Genomic DNA, 16,121 nt, shown 5'->3' on the forward strand with positions numbered 1-16,121 from the left:
TTCATTTCATTTGCTGTACTTACTGCAACAGAACTTATCGCTGCTTCATGAAAGCCACAGCCAGCCCTGATGATACAAAGGTCACGCCTGCGCCAATATTAAGCCCCGACACCAACTTAGGTTTGTTTCTGAACCATTCAGACAACTGAGACGAGAACACTCCCATCAAGCTAAAGCCAATTGCCGTTAGCAAAGCAAACCACACACCATAACCAATCATTTGTATTGTCACAGAACCCAAGCTTGGGTTAACAAATTGAGGGACGAAAGCTAACACGAACATACCCGGTTTTGGATTCAGCCCAGCAGAAAGAAATCCGGTTGAAAATATTACCTTCAGAGATTGTTTTTTAGCTGGCTCTAACGAGAACAGATTACGTGAACGAAGCACTTTTACGCCGAGCCAGATAAGGTAAGCAGCACCCGCCAGCTTCACCACATAGAAGGCCACTTCAGAGGTTTGAATAAGCAATGTTAAGCCGAACGTAGCCGCTACGACGTGAAACAAAATCCCAGCACCCGACGAGAACCCAGACACAATGGCGGCAAGCCGGCCTTGGCTTAACCCTCTCCCAATAGCGAGTAGATTGTCCGGCCCCGGCGAGATCACCAGCAGCAGACAAGCCAGCGTATAGGTAATGAGTACCTCTAACGGAAACATATCACCTCCTTGTTTTATGTTCTTATTCGTTCAATTCTGTATAAAAATAAAGCAATTGAGTTCCCTAACCTAAATCATCAGGTCTGAAACAACACGCCCAACACTTATGTAAATACCATGTGTTAAGCATCAACTCAATTGATATTCAGAACGTTCGGTTAGAACCTCTTTAAACGCAAACATACCATTCAACGCAGCTGGGAAACCGGCGTACACCGACATCTGAAGGATCACCTCTTTGATCTCTTCGTCACTACACCCTACATTGAGTGCCGCATTCAAATGTACTTTTAACTGAGGTGTGCAATTGCCCAAGGCTGTTAATGCAGCAACTGTCGCGATTTCGCGGGATTTCAGATCAAGTCCTTCACGTGCGTATATATCACCAAATGGATACTCAATCGTGTATTTGGCTAAGTCAGGGCAAATATCTTGTAAGCTTTCGATAACATTCCGCCCCGCTTCTCCATCAATCTTGGTCAGTAGGTCTAGACCTTTATCAAAACGTGATGCTTCCATGGTTGTTCTCCTATTGGTTCAAATAAGAGAAAAGCTTACAAGTTAGAGTTCACTCTAAGTCAACTAACTTTGTTGTTTTTATAAAGGTCGATTTTGTTTTCTAGCGCAATAAGGTGTGACTGTTGTTGCTCAATATGAGCTTTGAGGTTCTGTTGATGTTTCTCCAGCAAGGCTTGGCGCTGCAGTAACGTACTCGCCCCTTGTTCTCTCAAACTCGCGTATTCCAGAATCTCTTCAAGTGGCATAGCGGTCTCTTTTAAACGCACCACAAACTCGATCCACTTTTGATCCTTCGATGTATAAGCACGGTGTCCGCTAGAGGTGCGCTGAACATTTTTCAGCAAACCGATTTTTTCGTAGTACCGCAACGTATGAGCAGACAAACCCACTAAGTTAGAAAACTCTTTAATATTCATCGTACATCTTCCTAGCAGGCTTAACTCTTTGAACGTAAATCACACAGGTTAAACGTAAATCACACGGGTTCAATGACGAGGTTTACATCTGAACTAGCCGAAGAAAACACCACATCAGCTCCTTCGTTTGATTCCAACGTGAATTCTGCGCCAGACTCTACATGAAAGCTCAGTTTAGCTTGCTCCAATTGAACCGTGATTTCGCCTGATTCAGGACTTACATTCTTAAATGTCTTTTTCATTTCAAACTCCTTGTGAGTAACGGATAAATTATTGACGACTGATTAATAGGTTTGCCCCCGACAGCGCCAAAAAGGAAGCGCATGCCTTGTTAAATCGTTTGGCCATTTGCGGCTTGGTGAACCATTGTCTCAGGTAAATACCGAATATGGCGTAAAGAGATATTGCGCCTAATTCCAAGATTAAGAATGTAAGCCCAAGAATCAAAAACTGCTCGTTTACATTAGCCGAAACATCGACAAACTGAGGAAGAAATGCAGTAAAGATGAGAATCGCTTTCGGGTTACCGGCGGCCAGTAAAAACTCTTGTTTAGCTAAGCCTAAACGGCTCTGAACAGTATCGATCTCTGATATAGGGCTTGCTTCAGAGCGCCAGAGATTAAAAGCTATCCATAGCAGGTATGCAGCCCCTACAATTTTGATGGTGAGAAATAGCGTTTGCGATGCATACAAGACCACAGCTAACCCTGAAGCAGCCAACCCAATCATAACTGCGAACGCCGCAATTCGACCAAGACCAGCCATAAAGGCAGACTTAAAGCCGTAACAACGCGCATTATTCATCGACAGCAAATTATTCGGGCCAGGCGTCATATTCAGAGCAAAACACGCAGGGATAAAAAATAGTAACTTCCAGATTTCCACTACTTTTCCTTAATGACCTTCACGCCTGTTAAAGCGATCGCTTAAAACAATTCAATCAAAAACAAAGAGTAACAAGTTTTATAAGACACGCATTAGCCATTGTTCGTATTTGTTGGTTTCTTCAAATTTATAAAATCAAATAATGATTAAATAGAATGAGACCTTGACCTTTATGGTCGTAGAACTTGAACGAAAATTGGCCGAAAAAAGTCGATTGATTAACAACTTAACCGCACAAGTAGTTCAATTTCACCTCCAATTTACTTCTCACACGTTATATCTACCCCATTGATACCGGAGTTAGATACGATGTTAATAAAAATGAGCCCTCTTGGATTGGCGACACTTTGCAGTCTGGCTTTCATGTCAGGCTGTTCTTCGTTTAACCCACCGAACCACTCTGAGAGCAACCTAAACCCTCTTATTCCCGCTCAATGGGACAATGCCCAACCCTATGTTAACTCCAACTTTTCAACTCAGCTTTTAGAGCTAGTGAATAATGATGAGTTATCAGCACTTGTGTTCGAGACGTTAGAGAGCAACTACGACCTAAAACAAACAGCCTTGCGACTGCAGCAGGCTGACTTACTCGCTTCACAAAGCAGTAATTACCTTCAACCTAGTCTGTCCACCAGCTACCAAGCATCTCGTGACAAAAGCCCGAAAATCAGTAACAACCATAAACTCTCCTTGGATTTAAGCTGGGAATTGGACGTTTGGGGTAGGCTTGCCGACAAGTCTAGCGCAGCATCATCAAGAGCACAGAGCGCGCAGCTAGATTATCTTTATGCTAGGAACTCTCTTGCAGCAAGAGTGATTCAGGCCTGGCTTGATATTCAATACCGAGCCGAAATCATTAATGTTGAAAAACAATGGATAGTAAGCCTTTTAGATACCGAAGAGGTGATTACATCTCAAGTGCTCGACGGCTCTAAAGAACACGCAGACCTTGATATAGCAAGAGCAGCGACTGAAAGAGTGAAAGCAGGGTTAGTCTCTCGACAGCAGCAACAGCTTGCCGCGATCCGAGACCTAAACGCACTGCGAGGTAATATCAGTAAAGACCATCAAATTTCAGCCCATTCTTTACCAAGCGTCCCGACACCCATATTGAAATTACCGGGTGAGATGGTGGGCTCTAGACCAGATTTACTGGCTGCTTATCAGAGCTTATTGGCCGCAGATGCAGATACATCGATAGCCTACAAGGAACTGTTGCCCAAAATCACCTTAAGCGCTTCGTTGTATCGCTCGGGAACATCCCCCAACGCGATGAGCCAGAACCCGTCTCTATGGAACTTAATGGGAGGGATTACAGCTCCCATTTTCAATCAAAATTCAATCGAAACTAACGCCAAAGTCACAGCACTAAAGGCACAAGAGTCCTTCATCAATTACGAAAAAAAGCTTGTCTCTGCGCTCAATGAGGTAAGTACCGCACTCGATAAAGAGTACTACTTAACACTCCAAGAGCAGCACTATAAAGATGCCAAAGAATATTCGAATTCCAGTATGAAAAATTACGAAAACCTATACCAAGAAGGGGCCAGTGACATCATTGCGTTACTGGTTGCTAAGCAATCTGTCTATCAGTCAACCATCCAGCTTTTGCAAGCTCAACAAGCTCGTTTCTCGAATAGAGTCTCGTTGGGTCTGGCACTTGGTATGGGAGTGTAAAGATGAAATTGGCAAAGAAAAGTACCCTCTGGATCTCCCTTTGTGGCGTTCTCTCATTGCCTTTAAGCGTTTACTACGTGATGGGGTCACAGCCTGACGACTTTAACGATACACTCGTTCAACAGATAGAAAATGAGGTGAAAGTCACCACAGTCACCCTCACTGCCGGCACTCACACTCCCACCATAAGAACCTTTGGCAATGTCACCTCTGACGAACAGCTGTCGTTATTCGGACAGGTCTCTGGCGAAGTGACCTGGAAATCTCCAAGCTTTAAAGTTGGACACCTTGTGAAACAAGGGGATGTATTACTAAAGATCGAAGACACAACATATCGAGTTGCACTTGCGAACGCCAAGAAGGTGCTCGCTGAAGCGCACCTCGCGCTGCTTCAAGAGCAAAGAAAACAGAGCCGCGCTCTAAAAGAGTGGAAGAAATCTGGTATCAACCAAGAACCGAACCCTCTTGTGTTACGCGAACCTCAACTTGAGATCGCGAGAGCAAATCACATCGCAGCAAAAGAAGCCGTCGAAGAAGCCAGAGTTAACTTAGCGCGAACCCAAGTCATCACGCCATTTGATGCAGTGGTCAGCGAGGCGGCGATAACAAAAGGAAGCTATATTTCGACCGGTTCAACGCTAGGCCGGATACAATCAACGGAGTTTGCGGAAATCCAAGTTTCCTTATCAGAGAACGAATGGACTCAACTACCTTCTGAGCTGGAATCAACCGAGGTTCTGATGCGATCTCAAGGCAGCCATGCTCATACTTGGTCGGCTCAAGCAATGCAACTGTCAGAGCTTGTCGATCCGATAACAAGAATGAGAACACTGACACTTAGGGTTAAGTCTCCGCTAACACAATCCCCCGCTCTGCTTTTCGGCAGCTTTGTTGCCGTCGAAATCAAAGGGAAACCGTATCAAAACAGCTTTGTAATTTCGCCATCGTCACTCACCGCAGACGGTGCGCTCTGGTATGTCAAAAATGGCAAACTTAAGCACTTTCAACCCAATCTTATTTTCAGTTCAACCGACAGCATTGGTATAGAAAAAGGTGCAATGGAAACAGACATAGCGCTGGTTTTAAAGCCTCTATCTCAGTTTGTAGACGGAATGAAAGTCGCGTCACTAGCACACCTGCCGGAGCCAAGCAATGAATAATAATACTCAAGCGAAAGGCGTGATCGCATGGTTTGTTTGTAACCCCGTCGCTGCCAACCTATTAATGGTTTTAATCCTTGTCGCCGGTGCCTTTGCCGTTTACCACGCTAGAATCGAGAGTTTCCCGAGCATTCCACCAACATCTATCACCGTTAGTGTAAGTTATGACAGTGGCTCTGCCAGCTCGGCAGAAGAAGGGGTCGCTCTGAAAATCGAAAACGCCCTGCAAGGCGTAGAAGGCATCAAGAGCCTATCGAGCACCTCGACGGGTGATGACGTAACCGTCACCATAACAAAATTGAGTAATTACACACTGGATGCTCTCTATCAAGACGTTAAAACAAAGGTTGATTCAATCAGTGACCTCCCTTCTACAGCGAAAAAACCGGTAATTACCCGCCAACTCGAGCTTGAAGATGTTATTTCAATCAACCTGTATGGCGATATTGACCAAGGTGTGATCCAAAACTACACCGATGACCTAAGGTTGAAGCTTCTGGCTTCACCCAAAATACAGAAAGTCGACTACATAGGTAGAAGAGACGAAGAAATCGTCGTCGAAGTTGATGAAGGTAAATTAATCCAACACCAATTAACCTTAGAAACAGTCGCCAATCAGATTGCTGCGGAGTCGCTAAACCAAACCGGAGGCCAGCTCAAAAGCAATCAAGGCACACTCATTTTAAAAGCGGAGCAGCAAAAATACAGCGCACACCAATACGCAGACCTGCCAATCAAGCACATGACCAATGGTCGTGTATTGCTGTTATCAGACATAGCAGAAGTGAAAGAACAGTATGCAGATAATAGTGCGCGAACATACTATGAAGGCCACGCTTCTACAGGTTTGACGGTTAAAATGTATGGCAAGTCAAACATCAATGATGTTGCACGTACCGTACGTGATATAACGAATACCTACCAAGTCACAATGCCCCCCGATATACAAATCACCCTTTGGAACGATCAAAGTGAGCCGATCAAAAGTCGCCTATCGCTACTGCTTGATAACAGCTTACAAGGCATCTTTTTAGTGATTCTGCTACTTGCTCTATTTCTCAACATTCGCGTCGCATTTTGGGTTGGAATTGGCTTACCTGTTACCTTTGGCGGAGCCATGGTGCTAATGGGAGATTCCTTTTGGGGACTCACACTTAATGAACTCACCACCTTCGGTTTTATTATGGCACTTGGTATCGTGGTCGATGATGCAGTAGTCATTGGCGAAAGTATCTACGAACATAGAGAGAAACATGGCGCAAGCTTACAATCGACAATTGCTGGCGCACAAAAAGTCGCCACACCCACAACGTTTGGTGTGTTAACAACAATGGTGGCATTTATGTCGATGAGCCTGATTGAGGGAGAACTCGGTAAGATATTCGCACAATTTGCTCTTGCTGCGGCATTCTGTCTCTTCTTCTCATTAGTAGAGTCAAAGCTAATACTGCCAGCCCACTTAGCACATTTACGTATGGATTCACGAGCTAAATCCGGACTACCTTTGTTGTGGAATAAGCTTCAGCAACGAGTGCTTTCAATGCTGAAATATTTCACTTTTCATATCTACAAACCTTGTTTGAAAAAGGTCTTAGATTATCGATATGCCGTGGTGTGCGTTTTCCTTTCCCTATTTGTTCTGATTGCAGGCACCTTGGTAACAGGCAAACTAAAAACCGTATTTTTCCCCGAAATATCAACCGACAACATTACGATTGATCTGGCTTTTCAGGAAGATGCCGGCTTCGGCCTAGTGCTATCAGAAACCGCTAGAGTCGAATCGATCGCTAATCAACTAAGCCAACAATTAACGGAAGAATTTGAATTGTTGACACCCCCTATCCAAAGTGTACTCACCGATGTATCGGAGCAAAGTACGCAGCTTATCATCGGGCTTTCTAGCAACGATGAAAGACCCTTTTCAGCAGCTTATGTTGCTAAAGAATGGCAATCCTTAGTTCCAACGCTCGAAGGGATCGAGAGCGCGATCTTCGCAGCGGATATGATTACAGACAAAGCAATAAGCATTGAATTACGCAGCAAAGATAAAGAGACAATAGAGCAAGCAGGACGCACTCTCACCAACTATCTGAGCAACATAGATGGCGTATTTGGTATTAAAGGAACACTTTCACAAGCGCAGACTCAAATAGATATCAATGTAAACCCATTGGGGCAGTCTCTTGGTTTAACCACATCGAACCTACTTCAACAGTTAAATTTCGCTTATCAAGGATATGAAGTACAGAGCTTTCAAAAAGGTGAACATGAGGTAAAAGTTAAAATTCAATACCCAGAAGAGAGGCGCAAATCCATCGCGGACCTTAACTACGCAAAAATTCGACTGAGCGATGGTAAGGTTGTCCCTCTTACTTCTGTGGCAGATATCTCCACCCATTATGTTTCCAAAAATATTGAGCGTATTGATGGCGAGCGAGTGAATGTGATCACTGCTGACGTAGATAAAGAAACAACATCTCCTGATCAAGTATTCTCGAGGCTTGAAAACACTGTGTTTAAAGAGCTGAAAAGCAACTATCGCAACCTTCAGATAGTCATCTCAGGCCAGCAGAAAGAGCAGGAGGAGATTTCCAACTCTTTTTACAGCGTGTTCACCATTGCTCTCATCGGGATCTATGCACTGCTTGCCATCCCATTGAAGTCATACTTTCAGCCCGTTTTGATCATGTGTACCATTCCATTTGGTATTATCGGCGCGCTGCTTGGACATTTGATTCAAGGAATACCAATGAGTATTTTGTCGCTGTTTGGAATACTCGCACTGACAGGAGTTGTGGTTAACGACAGCCTGCTACTAATTTCTCGTTTCAATACAATGCGAGCGGAAAACTTTGATAGTCGCCAAGCCATCATTGAAGCAGGAACCGGCAGGCTAAGAGCTATCATACTTACATCTGCAACAACCTATTTTGGCTTGGTTCCCCTGCTCTCTGAGACCTCTCCTCAGTCTCAGTTCCTTATTCCCGCAGCAACGTCTATGGGTTACGGGATATTATTTGCGACGGCCATAACCCTTATTTTTGTACCTGCACTAGTCATGATCCAAGAAGACGCGAAACAAATCGGAAGTAAACTGATGATTTATCTATTTAACAATGGCCAAGAGGCGCAACAACATGAAATCTGAACCTTTGATTAGTGTTCTATTAGTTGAAGACGATAAAGACCTAGCCGCCTCGGTCGCTGAGTATTTACAGTATGAGAACATACACTGCGACCATGCCTACAACGGATTAGGTGGTTACACGCTCGCGAATCAAAACTATTACGATGTGATACTGCTTGATCTAATGCTGCCTAAAATTGATGGCCTAACCGTATGTCAAAAGCTCCGAGAAGAAGGTTCAGACACGCCAATCCTGATGCTAACGGCAAAAGACACCTTGGAAGATAAAGAAGCTGGCTTTCATTCCGGTACCGATGACTATCTGGTTAAACCCTTTGCCATGAAAGAGCTCGCCTTGAGAATTAAGGCCCTTTCCAAACGCAGAAGTGCGCAATCCAAGAAGCTAGTCGTGGGTGATCTCATCTACGACTTGCAGACCCAACAAGTAACTCGCGAATCACAGTATCTTGAGCTTAACCGACTGAACCTAAAACTGTTACAGCTTCTCATGCGCCGTAGCCCCAATATCGTACCCCGTGAAGAGATAGAGCAATACCTATGGCCAGACGACAGTCCAGAAAGTAACAACCTAAAAGTCCAGCTGTACCAACTAAGACAGAAGATCGACAAACCCTATTCGTTCCACATGATAGAAACCAAAATCGGCCAAGGCATACGCATTAAGAGCGAAGTATGAAATCAAAACGCGCGATCTCTTTAAGAAGACATTTAACCTATTTTTTCCTGACGATTTCAATCATCAGTGCTTTCCTATTTGGTGAGCTTCTCATTCGTTACTTTGAATACGGGATCGAGGACTCGGTGAAAATGAGAATGCTGACCGAATGGCGAGCTTATTCCGAAGCTTACGAAAAGGACAACACACTCCCTCTTCCAAGTTCGTATGTGGTGTCGTTCCACTATGACAACTTACCTCCAATGATCGTCAACGACTTCAATGTTTTTGAGAACATAGAGATGGAAAATGAAGAGTTCAAAGTCATCGATGTCGATGAAGTCTTGGATAATAATATCGAAGATGACATCACGGTTGGCATCTATAAATTTGAGAAGCCTAATGGCCGCGCAGTCTATGCAGTCGTAAAATACGACTATCGACTCATTAGCGATACAATCGATGTTTGGTTCGACAGTCGCTTCAACATTATCTTGCTCATAGCTTCTGCCTACGTTTTTATCATTCTGGCAGCACTCTCTTTTTTCAGCTACAAAATAGGCAAAAGAACAGAACAACTGGTCGACTGGGCAGGCAAGGTATCAAACGATCTCACTTCAAACCCAGTACCCAACTTCAAGTTCGATGAATACAATCGTGTCGCATTGTTTCTCGAAAAGGCATTACGACGAAATGCAAGGCTCGCCGAAAGGGAAAAGCGTTTCTTATCTCATGCCAGCCATGAACTTCGGACACCCATTGCCATTGTTCGAGCCAATATGGAGATCTTAGAACGCGTTGATTTACCCAGTAACTCGATGAGATCGATCCAACGAATTGATAGAGCTAGCAAAAACATGCAGCAAATCGTAGAGACAATGCTATGGCTAGCTCGAAAGAGCAACATGGCGCCGGCAGTAAAAGAGGTATCCATCCCATCTATGCTAGATAACGTGATAGAGAATTCGATGTACTTAATCAACGCCGACGACGTCTCTATTACTCAAGATTACGCGCATGCCCCAACCGTTCCCTTGCCTAAAGGCCCTTTTGAAATCGTTATTGGAAATTTGGTTCGGAATGCCTTTCAGTACACCTACATCGGGCAGATAAGCATTCGATACGAGGACAACTGTATTGTCGTTGAGAACTATAATTCACAAGAGATTGGTAGCCAATTTGATGACGGCTTTGGCCTTGGACAAGACCTAAATGGAAAAATATGCACCAAACTTGGCTGGCAGCTGGAGACAGATGAGTCACAAGGTCGTTTCATCGCGAAGTTACACTTGCCCCTAGTAGATGTCCAATAAAATTAAGGATTGGTACGAACCAATCCTTAAAGCGCATGTTAAAAATGATAGCTTAAACCGACACCGACAAAATAGCCGCTCGTGTCATAAAACGAGATGTTGGAATCATTATTTGAGTAGCCAGCTAAAGCATTAAAGCCCCAATCTTCCCAACCTGGAATGCCTTGGTATTCATAACCAAGGTTAAAGCTATAGCCATTATCTTCTCGCGTCTTTCCAAATACAGGGTTCGACGCGTCATATGAAGTCACGGAATAGTCGCCATTCAGCGATAAACCATGGTCACCAAATCTCTTAAGATAGGTTAGCGACCCAGAATAACGCGAAAAGGAAACAGCTTTACCATCAGCTAAATGTCTTTGATAAGAAAACGAGGGCTCAATAAAAGTGGTACTGCTAAGAGGTACGCCCATACCGAAACTCGCATAGTAACCTTTTGCGTCTCGATTAAGTTCTTTTGTAGGAACAGCTAAAAATTCACCCGACTTTTCGTTCTTAATATCCTGCTGATAATAAGCAAAATCACCAGTCAGAGGTAGATTTAGAAACCCGTCGAGCTGAATACGGAAAGTATCACCTGAGATGTCCGTCTTCTTTCGTGGGGAATTGGCAATGAACGGGTCTTCCCAAACTTCTCCATTCGCAATCGTAGGTAGATACGAGAAAGCAACCGAGGATTCTTCGCCATATTCAACCATATATCCCACTTCCAATGCGAAAATACCTTCAATGATATCTCCTCTAGAAGTACCAAGGAAAACTTGCTGATCGTTCTCTTGGCCAAATGTGTATCTTAATTGCCCTAAAGGCGCAAACACCGCACTCGACTCCGTTTCACCCTTGCTATTAAGACTACCTTTCCTCGTCTTGTCTGAGTCGCCCGTTTCACTTCCGTAACCAACCAGTAGGCTCACTTCCCCTTCCAACCCACCTCGGCCAAGTTCAGCGAAGGCGTTAGTGCTCAAAAGCAGCCCGAGAGGCAATAACATACGATAATTCATTGATGTATCTCCTTTTTAATACTCAGACCATTCTCCATACCTATAGGTAAACCAGAGGTGAAATCGACAGGGAAGCTCGATGAATAAAGGAGGTAACAATAAAAGGTTGAACGAACATCGATAGGCATAGATATGTAATGCTCGCAAACCTATTTTCAAAAGGTGATATAGAATTATTTACAGGGTCATCAATAATGGTGTGATATGAAAAACCAGCGATTATTGATGGGCTGCTTTTACTTCACAAGTTTACATTCAAGTCGTACTTCTATGGCTTTTTCGTCTGACGTATTCGTCAATTCAAAATAGTCGGACTCTATTCTCTCGACCACTTTAAAGCCAAGTGACTCAAAAACATTAACGTTACCGGTTTGTTCAACGCACCAAACCGATACTTGATTAGCATGAGGGAACATTTGCTGAACTTCCGAGATCAGATGTCTCGCAACTCCTTTTCGGCGCGAAGTGGATGCTACGGCAAGTGCACTCAAATGGAGAGTATCACCGATGAGCATAACGCTCACGACCGCAACCAATCGCTGTTCCGAGTAATAGCCGAAATAGGTCCAGTCATCTGTTGACGCCATTTTGTTCTGTTGAGCCAGCACCGTTGGGCGATAGATATTTCGTAATTCGCTAAACACTGTATTCGAAAGTGCTACAAGAGACGGCTCAGTGTTCGGCAATCGTTCTATCACTGAATTACACCTACTTTAGTATTTTGCCAAACACCCAGTTGATCATTGATAGAAACAGTACAGGCACTATAAACCATAGAATTATTGGCACAGCGACTACTAATATCAACCCGATGACTCCAGACACAAAAACACCAATTAGCGGAAGAAACACAAACAAAAACAACGCAACGACTCCACCAATCGCTGACAACACAAACAGCATGACCAATGCAATTGCGAAGGGGTTTTCTATTTTTCGTCCGTTAATAATGACCTGCATTGATAATTTCCTTTTTAGTAACAGTGCGCATGAAGATCTTCCATTTTCTCGATAGTGTTAGCGCGAATTATGGTGTAATGACGCTTTACTATAGGGGGAGCTCTTTGGCTAATTCGATATCCTTCAGCGCAACATCACCTACATACTCGTCATTGGTTTTGCCTGTAGGTACAAAGCCTTGCTTAATATAAAAGTTTATTGCGCGTTCGTTGCCATCAAGTGCCCATACAGACACTTTTCTAGCCCCTAACGTAATGAGTATCCCTTCGCACTCGTCGTATAACGCCTGCCCAATACCAGAACCGGTTTTGTCAGGTTCAATATAGATAGAACTAAGGTCAAATACATCAGTCCCTTTTAACGGCTTTGGTTGCCCACAGCATAAGAAACCAGTCAATCTGTCATCAACATCTGCGACAATAACCTCTGCTAAGCTCTTTTCAATTATGTTTGACCATAATTTCTTACGTTTCTCTACTGTATAACTCTCGATATAAGTTTGAGGCATCAATCCGCTGTAAGTGTTTATCCATGAACTGACGTGTATATTCGCAATTGCATCGACATCGCTTAATAGCGCCTTCCTAACTTTAAACTTCATGATTTCCTTGTCTATGTTTAAACAAAGCAGGCACTCTAGCCTCTATGTTATTTCTCAACCCAGCTTTAAAATCGAAACGAATTTGTTGAGGGACTGATTCTACACTTTCGAAGGGCTCATATTTCCATTGGGTTAGAGCTCGGACGGCTACTTCCTCGAACAGCCCTTTAGGGAAAGATTTTACAACGACTACATTCGTTACATCCCCTTGGCTGGTTACGTTAAATGTCATCTCGACATAGCCCGATAACCCATTCTCGACCGCAACTTTAGGGTACCTAGGGTTGGTTCGCTCTCTCACCTTAAGGTCTTCATAAGCGGTGAAGTCGACTCCTTCCATAAATCCAGCGCAGCCAGACAACAATACCGCCATAAACAGTGATATAAATTTCACATCCACCTCAGATTTTACAGCGCCAGAATTCAGCAACTGACGCAGTGGTTTTATATCAGCTCAACTCGCCTTTCACTTCGACATCTTTGATACCGAGGTACGATTCAATCTCGTGTTCAAGAAACAACGCTTGTTCACTTAATTCCAATCCAGATACCAAACGTATATTTTTACGATCTTTTAATATGACTCGTACCTCGAACGTTACACTTGAGCCGTCTTTTGACTTCTTGACAACCTCTTTACAGTAAACTTGTTCGATCGATGATGAAGGTATGAGTTTTTTAAAACCAAATGGTACTGGTGATATCTTAGACTCAACAAAACTATGACTCACAGAAACCGTTGTTTTATTTAGATAACAAGCAATAACGTAGTAAGTCAGAAATATTCCGATTGCAAGATGTATTATAGGAAACGCCAATGTCACAGCATTCTCTTTCGTAAACCCGCCCGAACTTAGAGCATTGCTATACCAGTAAAAAAGGAAACTATCCCAGACAACAACAAACACCGTCATAAACAACGTTTGATTTGAAAACCATCTACGTTCAATTTTCATCCCATCAAAGCTTGAGTTAATAGTCATGCCCTCAGGAATACCAACGTCCATTTTTAATTTATCCACTTATTTGACCTAATATTTTTGAATATGGTGAGCGAACGAACGACATTGATTTTCCGCAACGAGCGTCTGCAAAGGTTGCGTTTAATTCCACTCAGTGGAGGCACAATGTCTATTTGTCTATATTTTTTTGGGTATTAACTTAGCCGAAAGCCTGTTTAGCTTAATGCTGTAAAGTAAATGTAATGCCATACTTTATACGTTAACCACACGCAATAAATTCACAGAAACAATAACAGGAATGACCATCATGCGTATAGGTGATGAAATGTGTAACTGTGCACACTATTAGGCTCTATAAGTTTCAAAGTTGTTTATAAAAAGCCAATTACAACAGGGAGATAGGAAAAGTATCAATGACTTCCGGATTGAGAGGGTTGGTTTTAACTGAACTAGACAACAAAAAAGAAGTAATACGGGGCGAAGGTGGCGCCAACATTCAGCTGTGGACGCCACAGACTCCTACTATCTAAATTTAGGCTTCGTGCGCCAGCCACTTACATGGTTCTAGAGAGAAATCAGTAAATTTCGCAGTGAAAGATGATTTAAGCGGGCTGCACGCATAGACGCCAAAGCTCACTGTATTCTTAGCTGGCATTGGTGGGTTGCATTTGCCCATTTCCTCTGTTGTTTCACCGAGCTTATGCAGGTGGAAAATTCGCATTTGCTTAAAGTGGATTCCATCAAACGATGACTCGATTAAGAAATCTGGACCACGGCGGCTAAGACGATACCAAATTGAATCTGGCAATGGGATATCCGATGTCGCCCAGTCTGAATACCCTAAGTTAGTCACTACGCTTCCTAGCCTTGAAAACTCTTCATTCTCATACTCAATCGAGGCTTTGAACCAGTTATCACTGTCCAAGTATATAATTAGGCCGCATTGGTCAAACTGAGCTTGATACTCAAAACTAACCTTGGTTATAAACGTGAAATTTTCCTCAGATTCAATCTGTAATGCAGGCGCATTATCATTTCGAAAACCATAGTATGAGCGCTGCCAAAAGTCGGTTTCCGGCTCGGTTGTTATCGAAACAAATTCTTTTGTAACTTCGCTTACCTTAGGCTCGAAAAGCCATTGACCAACTGTAAAGTCCACCATGTTATAATCTCTCGTATCCTGTCGATTTGGGTATAGGTTCCAGCCTTAAACTATTGGCTCAAAACCTTTGTATACCAGTTTTAGCGCACGAGCGACTTTATCATGTCATATTGGTGTAATCCTTGACCGAAACCATCTTCCACTATTGCAACCGTTCTAAAACCATAGCGATTGAATAGCTTTTCCATTAACTGAGTGGTCGAAATATGGATATCGAAGAGGTTCCCCTCCGCTTTAATGCGACGTTCAATCTCGTGATAAAACTTGTCTGCTGTTATTAGCAGGTTCCTATGCCCAAGAGAACCTTGTTCGAACATTACCCAAGCGATGCCATGTGCATTACCTTTGGTGTAGTGTCCTCCACAACCAATAACGCGGTCGGCCGCTTCAACAACCAGATAATTTTCATCTGCGTAATTGTCTAGAAAATCGACCAAGTCCGACTGGTCACTTTCAATAAAGTACTTAGGGCAGTTTGAGAGCAAGATATTAACGACGGCTTGCTTGTCACTTGGTTGATATGGTCTGAACTTCATAGCCAGGTATGTCTCCGATTAAATCACGCCCTAATAAGGCGAAAGAACCCATTGTTTATACCATGATGAGCTAACGTAAACATCAAACTACGCCACAGCTTAAATACCAAGTGTTGTGATTCAATCTTAATGAGGTGAACAAAGCGTTCTATTTGGTTCTGTCTTCAATTTCATCGAACGCTTCTACTGAAATGCGTTCGGCGATATCACGCATCTTTTGCATTTTTTCTGGGTTTCGGTTTCCCCAAAACAGCTTCCAATCTTCTCGGCTTCTCCACTTTGCAACGGTTAGTACCTTTTCTGGCGTGTCAGACGATTGAAGCATAAAGCTACCGAGCGCGCCTTCTACCGATTCGTGAATGGATTCAGTCGCAGAGCGCCACACACTTTGAAACTCTTCCATCTTATCGATAGAGACTCGCCACTCGTAGATAACTCTAAACATAAACTATCCTTATTTAGCGC

Annotated in this window: 19 protein-coding genes; 5 read left to right on the forward strand and 14 right to left on the reverse strand. The window is 43.3% G+C overall.

Translation table 11 applies throughout. The features are described from left to right. Positions 1-34: 34 nt before the first annotated feature. The 5 genes from AC6R05_RS05320 to AC6R05_RS05340 form a co-directional block, all read right to left on the reverse strand. Entirely contained in the window at positions 35-661 is a 627-nt protein-coding gene (locus AC6R05_RS05320) for a LysE family translocator (RefSeq protein WP_500646771.1), read from the reverse strand. 129 nt (positions 662-790) lie between these two features. After that, positions 791-1,180, reverse strand: a complete 390-nt coding sequence (locus AC6R05_RS05325) for a carboxymuconolactone decarboxylase family protein (RefSeq protein WP_500646772.1) — start codon at positions 1,178-1,180, stop codon at positions 791-793. A gap of 59 nt (positions 1,181-1,239) precedes the next feature. Further along, complete coding sequence (locus AC6R05_RS05330) at positions 1,240-1,596, reverse strand: MerR family transcriptional regulator (RefSeq protein WP_500646773.1); 357 nt, start codon at positions 1,594-1,596, stop codon at positions 1,240-1,242. A 59-nt stretch (positions 1,597-1,655) separates the two neighbouring features. Continuing rightward, positions 1,656-1,838 (reverse strand): hypothetical protein, encoded by a 183-nt coding sequence (locus tag AC6R05_RS05335; RefSeq protein WP_500646774.1) that lies wholly within the window; start codon positions 1,836-1,838, stop codon positions 1,656-1,658. A 28-nt stretch (positions 1,839-1,866) separates the two neighbouring features. Beyond that, entirely contained in the window at positions 1,867-2,481 is a 615-nt protein-coding gene (locus tag AC6R05_RS05340; RefSeq protein ID WP_500646775.1) for a LysE family translocator, read from the reverse strand. Between the two features lie 309 nt (positions 2,482-2,790). On the opposite strand from AC6R05_RS05340, the gene AC6R05_RS05345 reads away from it, so the two are divergent. From AC6R05_RS05345 to AC6R05_RS05365, 5 genes are read left to right on the forward strand one after another with little or no spacing between them, the layout of a single operon-like run. Then, on the forward strand, positions 2,791-4,158 hold the full coding sequence (locus AC6R05_RS05345; RefSeq protein WP_500646776.1) for a TolC family protein: 1,368 nt from the start codon (positions 2,791-2,793) through the stop codon (positions 4,156-4,158). Positions 4,159-4,160: 2 nt separating this feature from the next. Beyond that, positions 4,161-5,318, forward strand: coding sequence for an efflux RND transporter periplasmic adaptor subunit (locus AC6R05_RS05350; protein ID WP_500646777.1), 1,158 nt, complete (start codon positions 4,161-4,163; stop codon positions 5,316-5,318). Next, positions 5,311-8,466 (forward strand): efflux RND transporter permease subunit, encoded by a 3,156-nt coding sequence (locus AC6R05_RS05355; protein ID WP_500646778.1) that lies wholly within the window; start codon positions 5,311-5,313, stop codon positions 8,464-8,466. The genes AC6R05_RS05350 and AC6R05_RS05355 overlap by 8 nt, the downstream gene beginning before the upstream one ends. Then, positions 8,456-9,142, forward strand: coding sequence for a response regulator transcription factor (locus AC6R05_RS05360; RefSeq protein ID WP_500646779.1), 687 nt, complete (start codon positions 8,456-8,458; stop codon positions 9,140-9,142). Before AC6R05_RS05355 ends, AC6R05_RS05360 begins: the two co-directional genes overlap by 11 nt. After that, a complete protein-coding gene (locus tag AC6R05_RS05365; RefSeq protein ID WP_500646780.1) occupies positions 9,139-10,434 on the forward strand; it encodes a sensor histidine kinase in 1,296 nt (431 codons plus the stop codon). Before AC6R05_RS05360 ends, AC6R05_RS05365 begins: the two co-directional genes overlap by 4 nt. 38 nt (positions 10,435-10,472) lie before the next feature. On the opposite strand, the gene AC6R05_RS05370 is transcribed toward AC6R05_RS05365, so the two are convergent. The 9 genes from AC6R05_RS05370 to AC6R05_RS05410 all read right to left on the reverse strand — a co-directional run bounded on the left by AC6R05_RS05370 (position 10,473) and on the right by AC6R05_RS05410 (position 16,101). Then, positions 10,473-11,435, reverse strand: coding sequence for a DUF2860 domain-containing protein (locus AC6R05_RS05370; RefSeq protein WP_500646781.1), 963 nt, complete (start codon positions 11,433-11,435; stop codon positions 10,473-10,475). Positions 11,436-11,671: 236 nt separating this feature from the next. Beyond that, positions 11,672-12,133, reverse strand: coding sequence for a GNAT family N-acetyltransferase (locus tag AC6R05_RS05375; RefSeq protein ID WP_500646782.1), 462 nt, complete (start codon positions 12,131-12,133; stop codon positions 11,672-11,674). Positions 12,134-12,143: 10 nt separating this feature from the next. Beyond that, positions 12,144-12,395 (reverse strand): hypothetical protein, encoded by a 252-nt coding sequence (locus AC6R05_RS05380; RefSeq protein WP_152470423.1) that lies wholly within the window; start codon positions 12,393-12,395, stop codon positions 12,144-12,146. An 88-nt stretch (positions 12,396-12,483) separates the two neighbouring features. Further along, a complete protein-coding gene (locus tag AC6R05_RS05385; protein WP_500646783.1) occupies positions 12,484-12,996 on the reverse strand; it encodes a GNAT family N-acetyltransferase in 513 nt (170 codons plus the stop codon). Beyond that, a complete protein-coding gene (locus tag AC6R05_RS05390; protein ID WP_500646784.1) occupies positions 12,986-13,390 on the reverse strand; it encodes an energy transducer TonB in 405 nt (134 codons plus the stop codon). Before AC6R05_RS05390 ends, AC6R05_RS05385 begins: the two co-directional genes overlap by 11 nt. Before the next feature lie 55 nt (positions 13,391-13,445). Beyond that, the gene (locus tag AC6R05_RS05395) at positions 13,446-14,018 is read right to left on the reverse strand and encodes a hypothetical protein (protein ID WP_500646785.1); all 573 of its coding nucleotides are present in this window, start codon (positions 14,016-14,018) and stop codon (positions 13,446-13,448) included. 472 nt (positions 14,019-14,490) lie between these two features. Further along, complete coding sequence (locus tag AC6R05_RS05400) at positions 14,491-15,120, reverse strand: DUF1349 domain-containing protein (protein ID WP_500646786.1); 630 nt, start codon at positions 15,118-15,120, stop codon at positions 14,491-14,493. An 80-nt stretch (positions 15,121-15,200) separates the two neighbouring features. After that, a complete protein-coding gene (locus AC6R05_RS05405) occupies positions 15,201-15,656 on the reverse strand; it encodes a GNAT family N-acetyltransferase (RefSeq protein WP_500646787.1) in 456 nt (151 codons plus the stop codon). A gap of 148 nt (positions 15,657-15,804) precedes the next feature. After that, positions 15,805-16,101: an antibiotic biosynthesis monooxygenase family protein gene (locus tag AC6R05_RS05410; RefSeq protein ID WP_500646788.1), complete on the reverse strand. Its 297-nt coding sequence runs from the start codon at positions 16,099-16,101 to the stop codon at positions 15,805-15,807. Positions 16,102-16,121 lie beyond the last annotated feature (20 nt).

The organism is Vibrio sp. R11-SG3-ISO9, from assembly GCF_059834255.1.

Coding starts and splice junctions, on each gene's coding strand:
- AC6R05_RS05320 (WP_500646771.1), bottom strand. CDS start 661: ATGTTTCCGTTAGAGGTACTCATTACCTATACGCTGGCTTGTCTGCTG.
- AC6R05_RS05345 (WP_500646776.1), top strand. CDS start 2,791: ATGTTAATAAAAATGAGCCCTCTTGGATTGGCGACACTTTGCAGTCTG.
- AC6R05_RS05325 (WP_500646772.1), bottom strand. CDS start 1,180: ATGGAAGCATCACGTTTTGATAAAGGTCTAGACCTACTGACCAAGATT.
- AC6R05_RS05350 (WP_500646777.1), top strand. CDS start 4,161: ATGAAATTGGCAAAGAAAAGTACCCTCTGGATCTCCCTTTGTGGCGTT.
- AC6R05_RS05410 (WP_500646788.1), bottom strand. CDS start 16,101: ATGTTTAGAGTTATCTACGAGTGGCGAGTCTCTATCGATAAGATGGAA.
- AC6R05_RS05365 (WP_500646780.1), top strand. CDS start 9,139: ATGAAATCAAAACGCGCGATCTCTTTAAGAAGACATTTAACCTATTTT.
- AC6R05_RS05400 (WP_500646786.1), bottom strand. CDS start 15,120: ATGGTGGACTTTACAGTTGGTCAATGGCTTTTCGAGCCTAAGGTAAGC.
- AC6R05_RS05330 (WP_500646773.1), bottom strand. CDS start 1,596: ATGAATATTAAAGAGTTTTCTAACTTAGTGGGTTTGTCTGCTCATACG.
- AC6R05_RS05405 (WP_500646787.1), bottom strand. CDS start 15,656: ATGAAGTTCAGACCATATCAACCAAGTGACAAGCAAGCCGTCGTTAAT.
- AC6R05_RS05360 (WP_500646779.1), top strand. CDS start 8,456: ATGAAATCTGAACCTTTGATTAGTGTTCTATTAGTTGAAGACGATAAA.
- AC6R05_RS05335 (WP_500646774.1), bottom strand. CDS start 1,838: ATGAAAAAGACATTTAAGAATGTAAGTCCTGAATCAGGCGAAATCACG.
- AC6R05_RS05380 (WP_152470423.1), bottom strand. CDS start 12,395: ATGCAGGTCATTATTAACGGACGAAAAATAGAAAACCCCTTCGCAATT.
- AC6R05_RS05355 (WP_500646778.1), top strand. CDS start 5,311: ATGAATAATAATACTCAAGCGAAAGGCGTGATCGCATGGTTTGTTTGT.
- AC6R05_RS05370 (WP_500646781.1), bottom strand. CDS start 11,435: ATGAATTATCGTATGTTATTGCCTCTCGGGCTGCTTTTGAGCACTAAC.
- AC6R05_RS05385 (WP_500646783.1), bottom strand. CDS start 12,996: ATGAAGTTTAAAGTTAGGAAGGCGCTATTAAGCGATGTCGATGCAATT.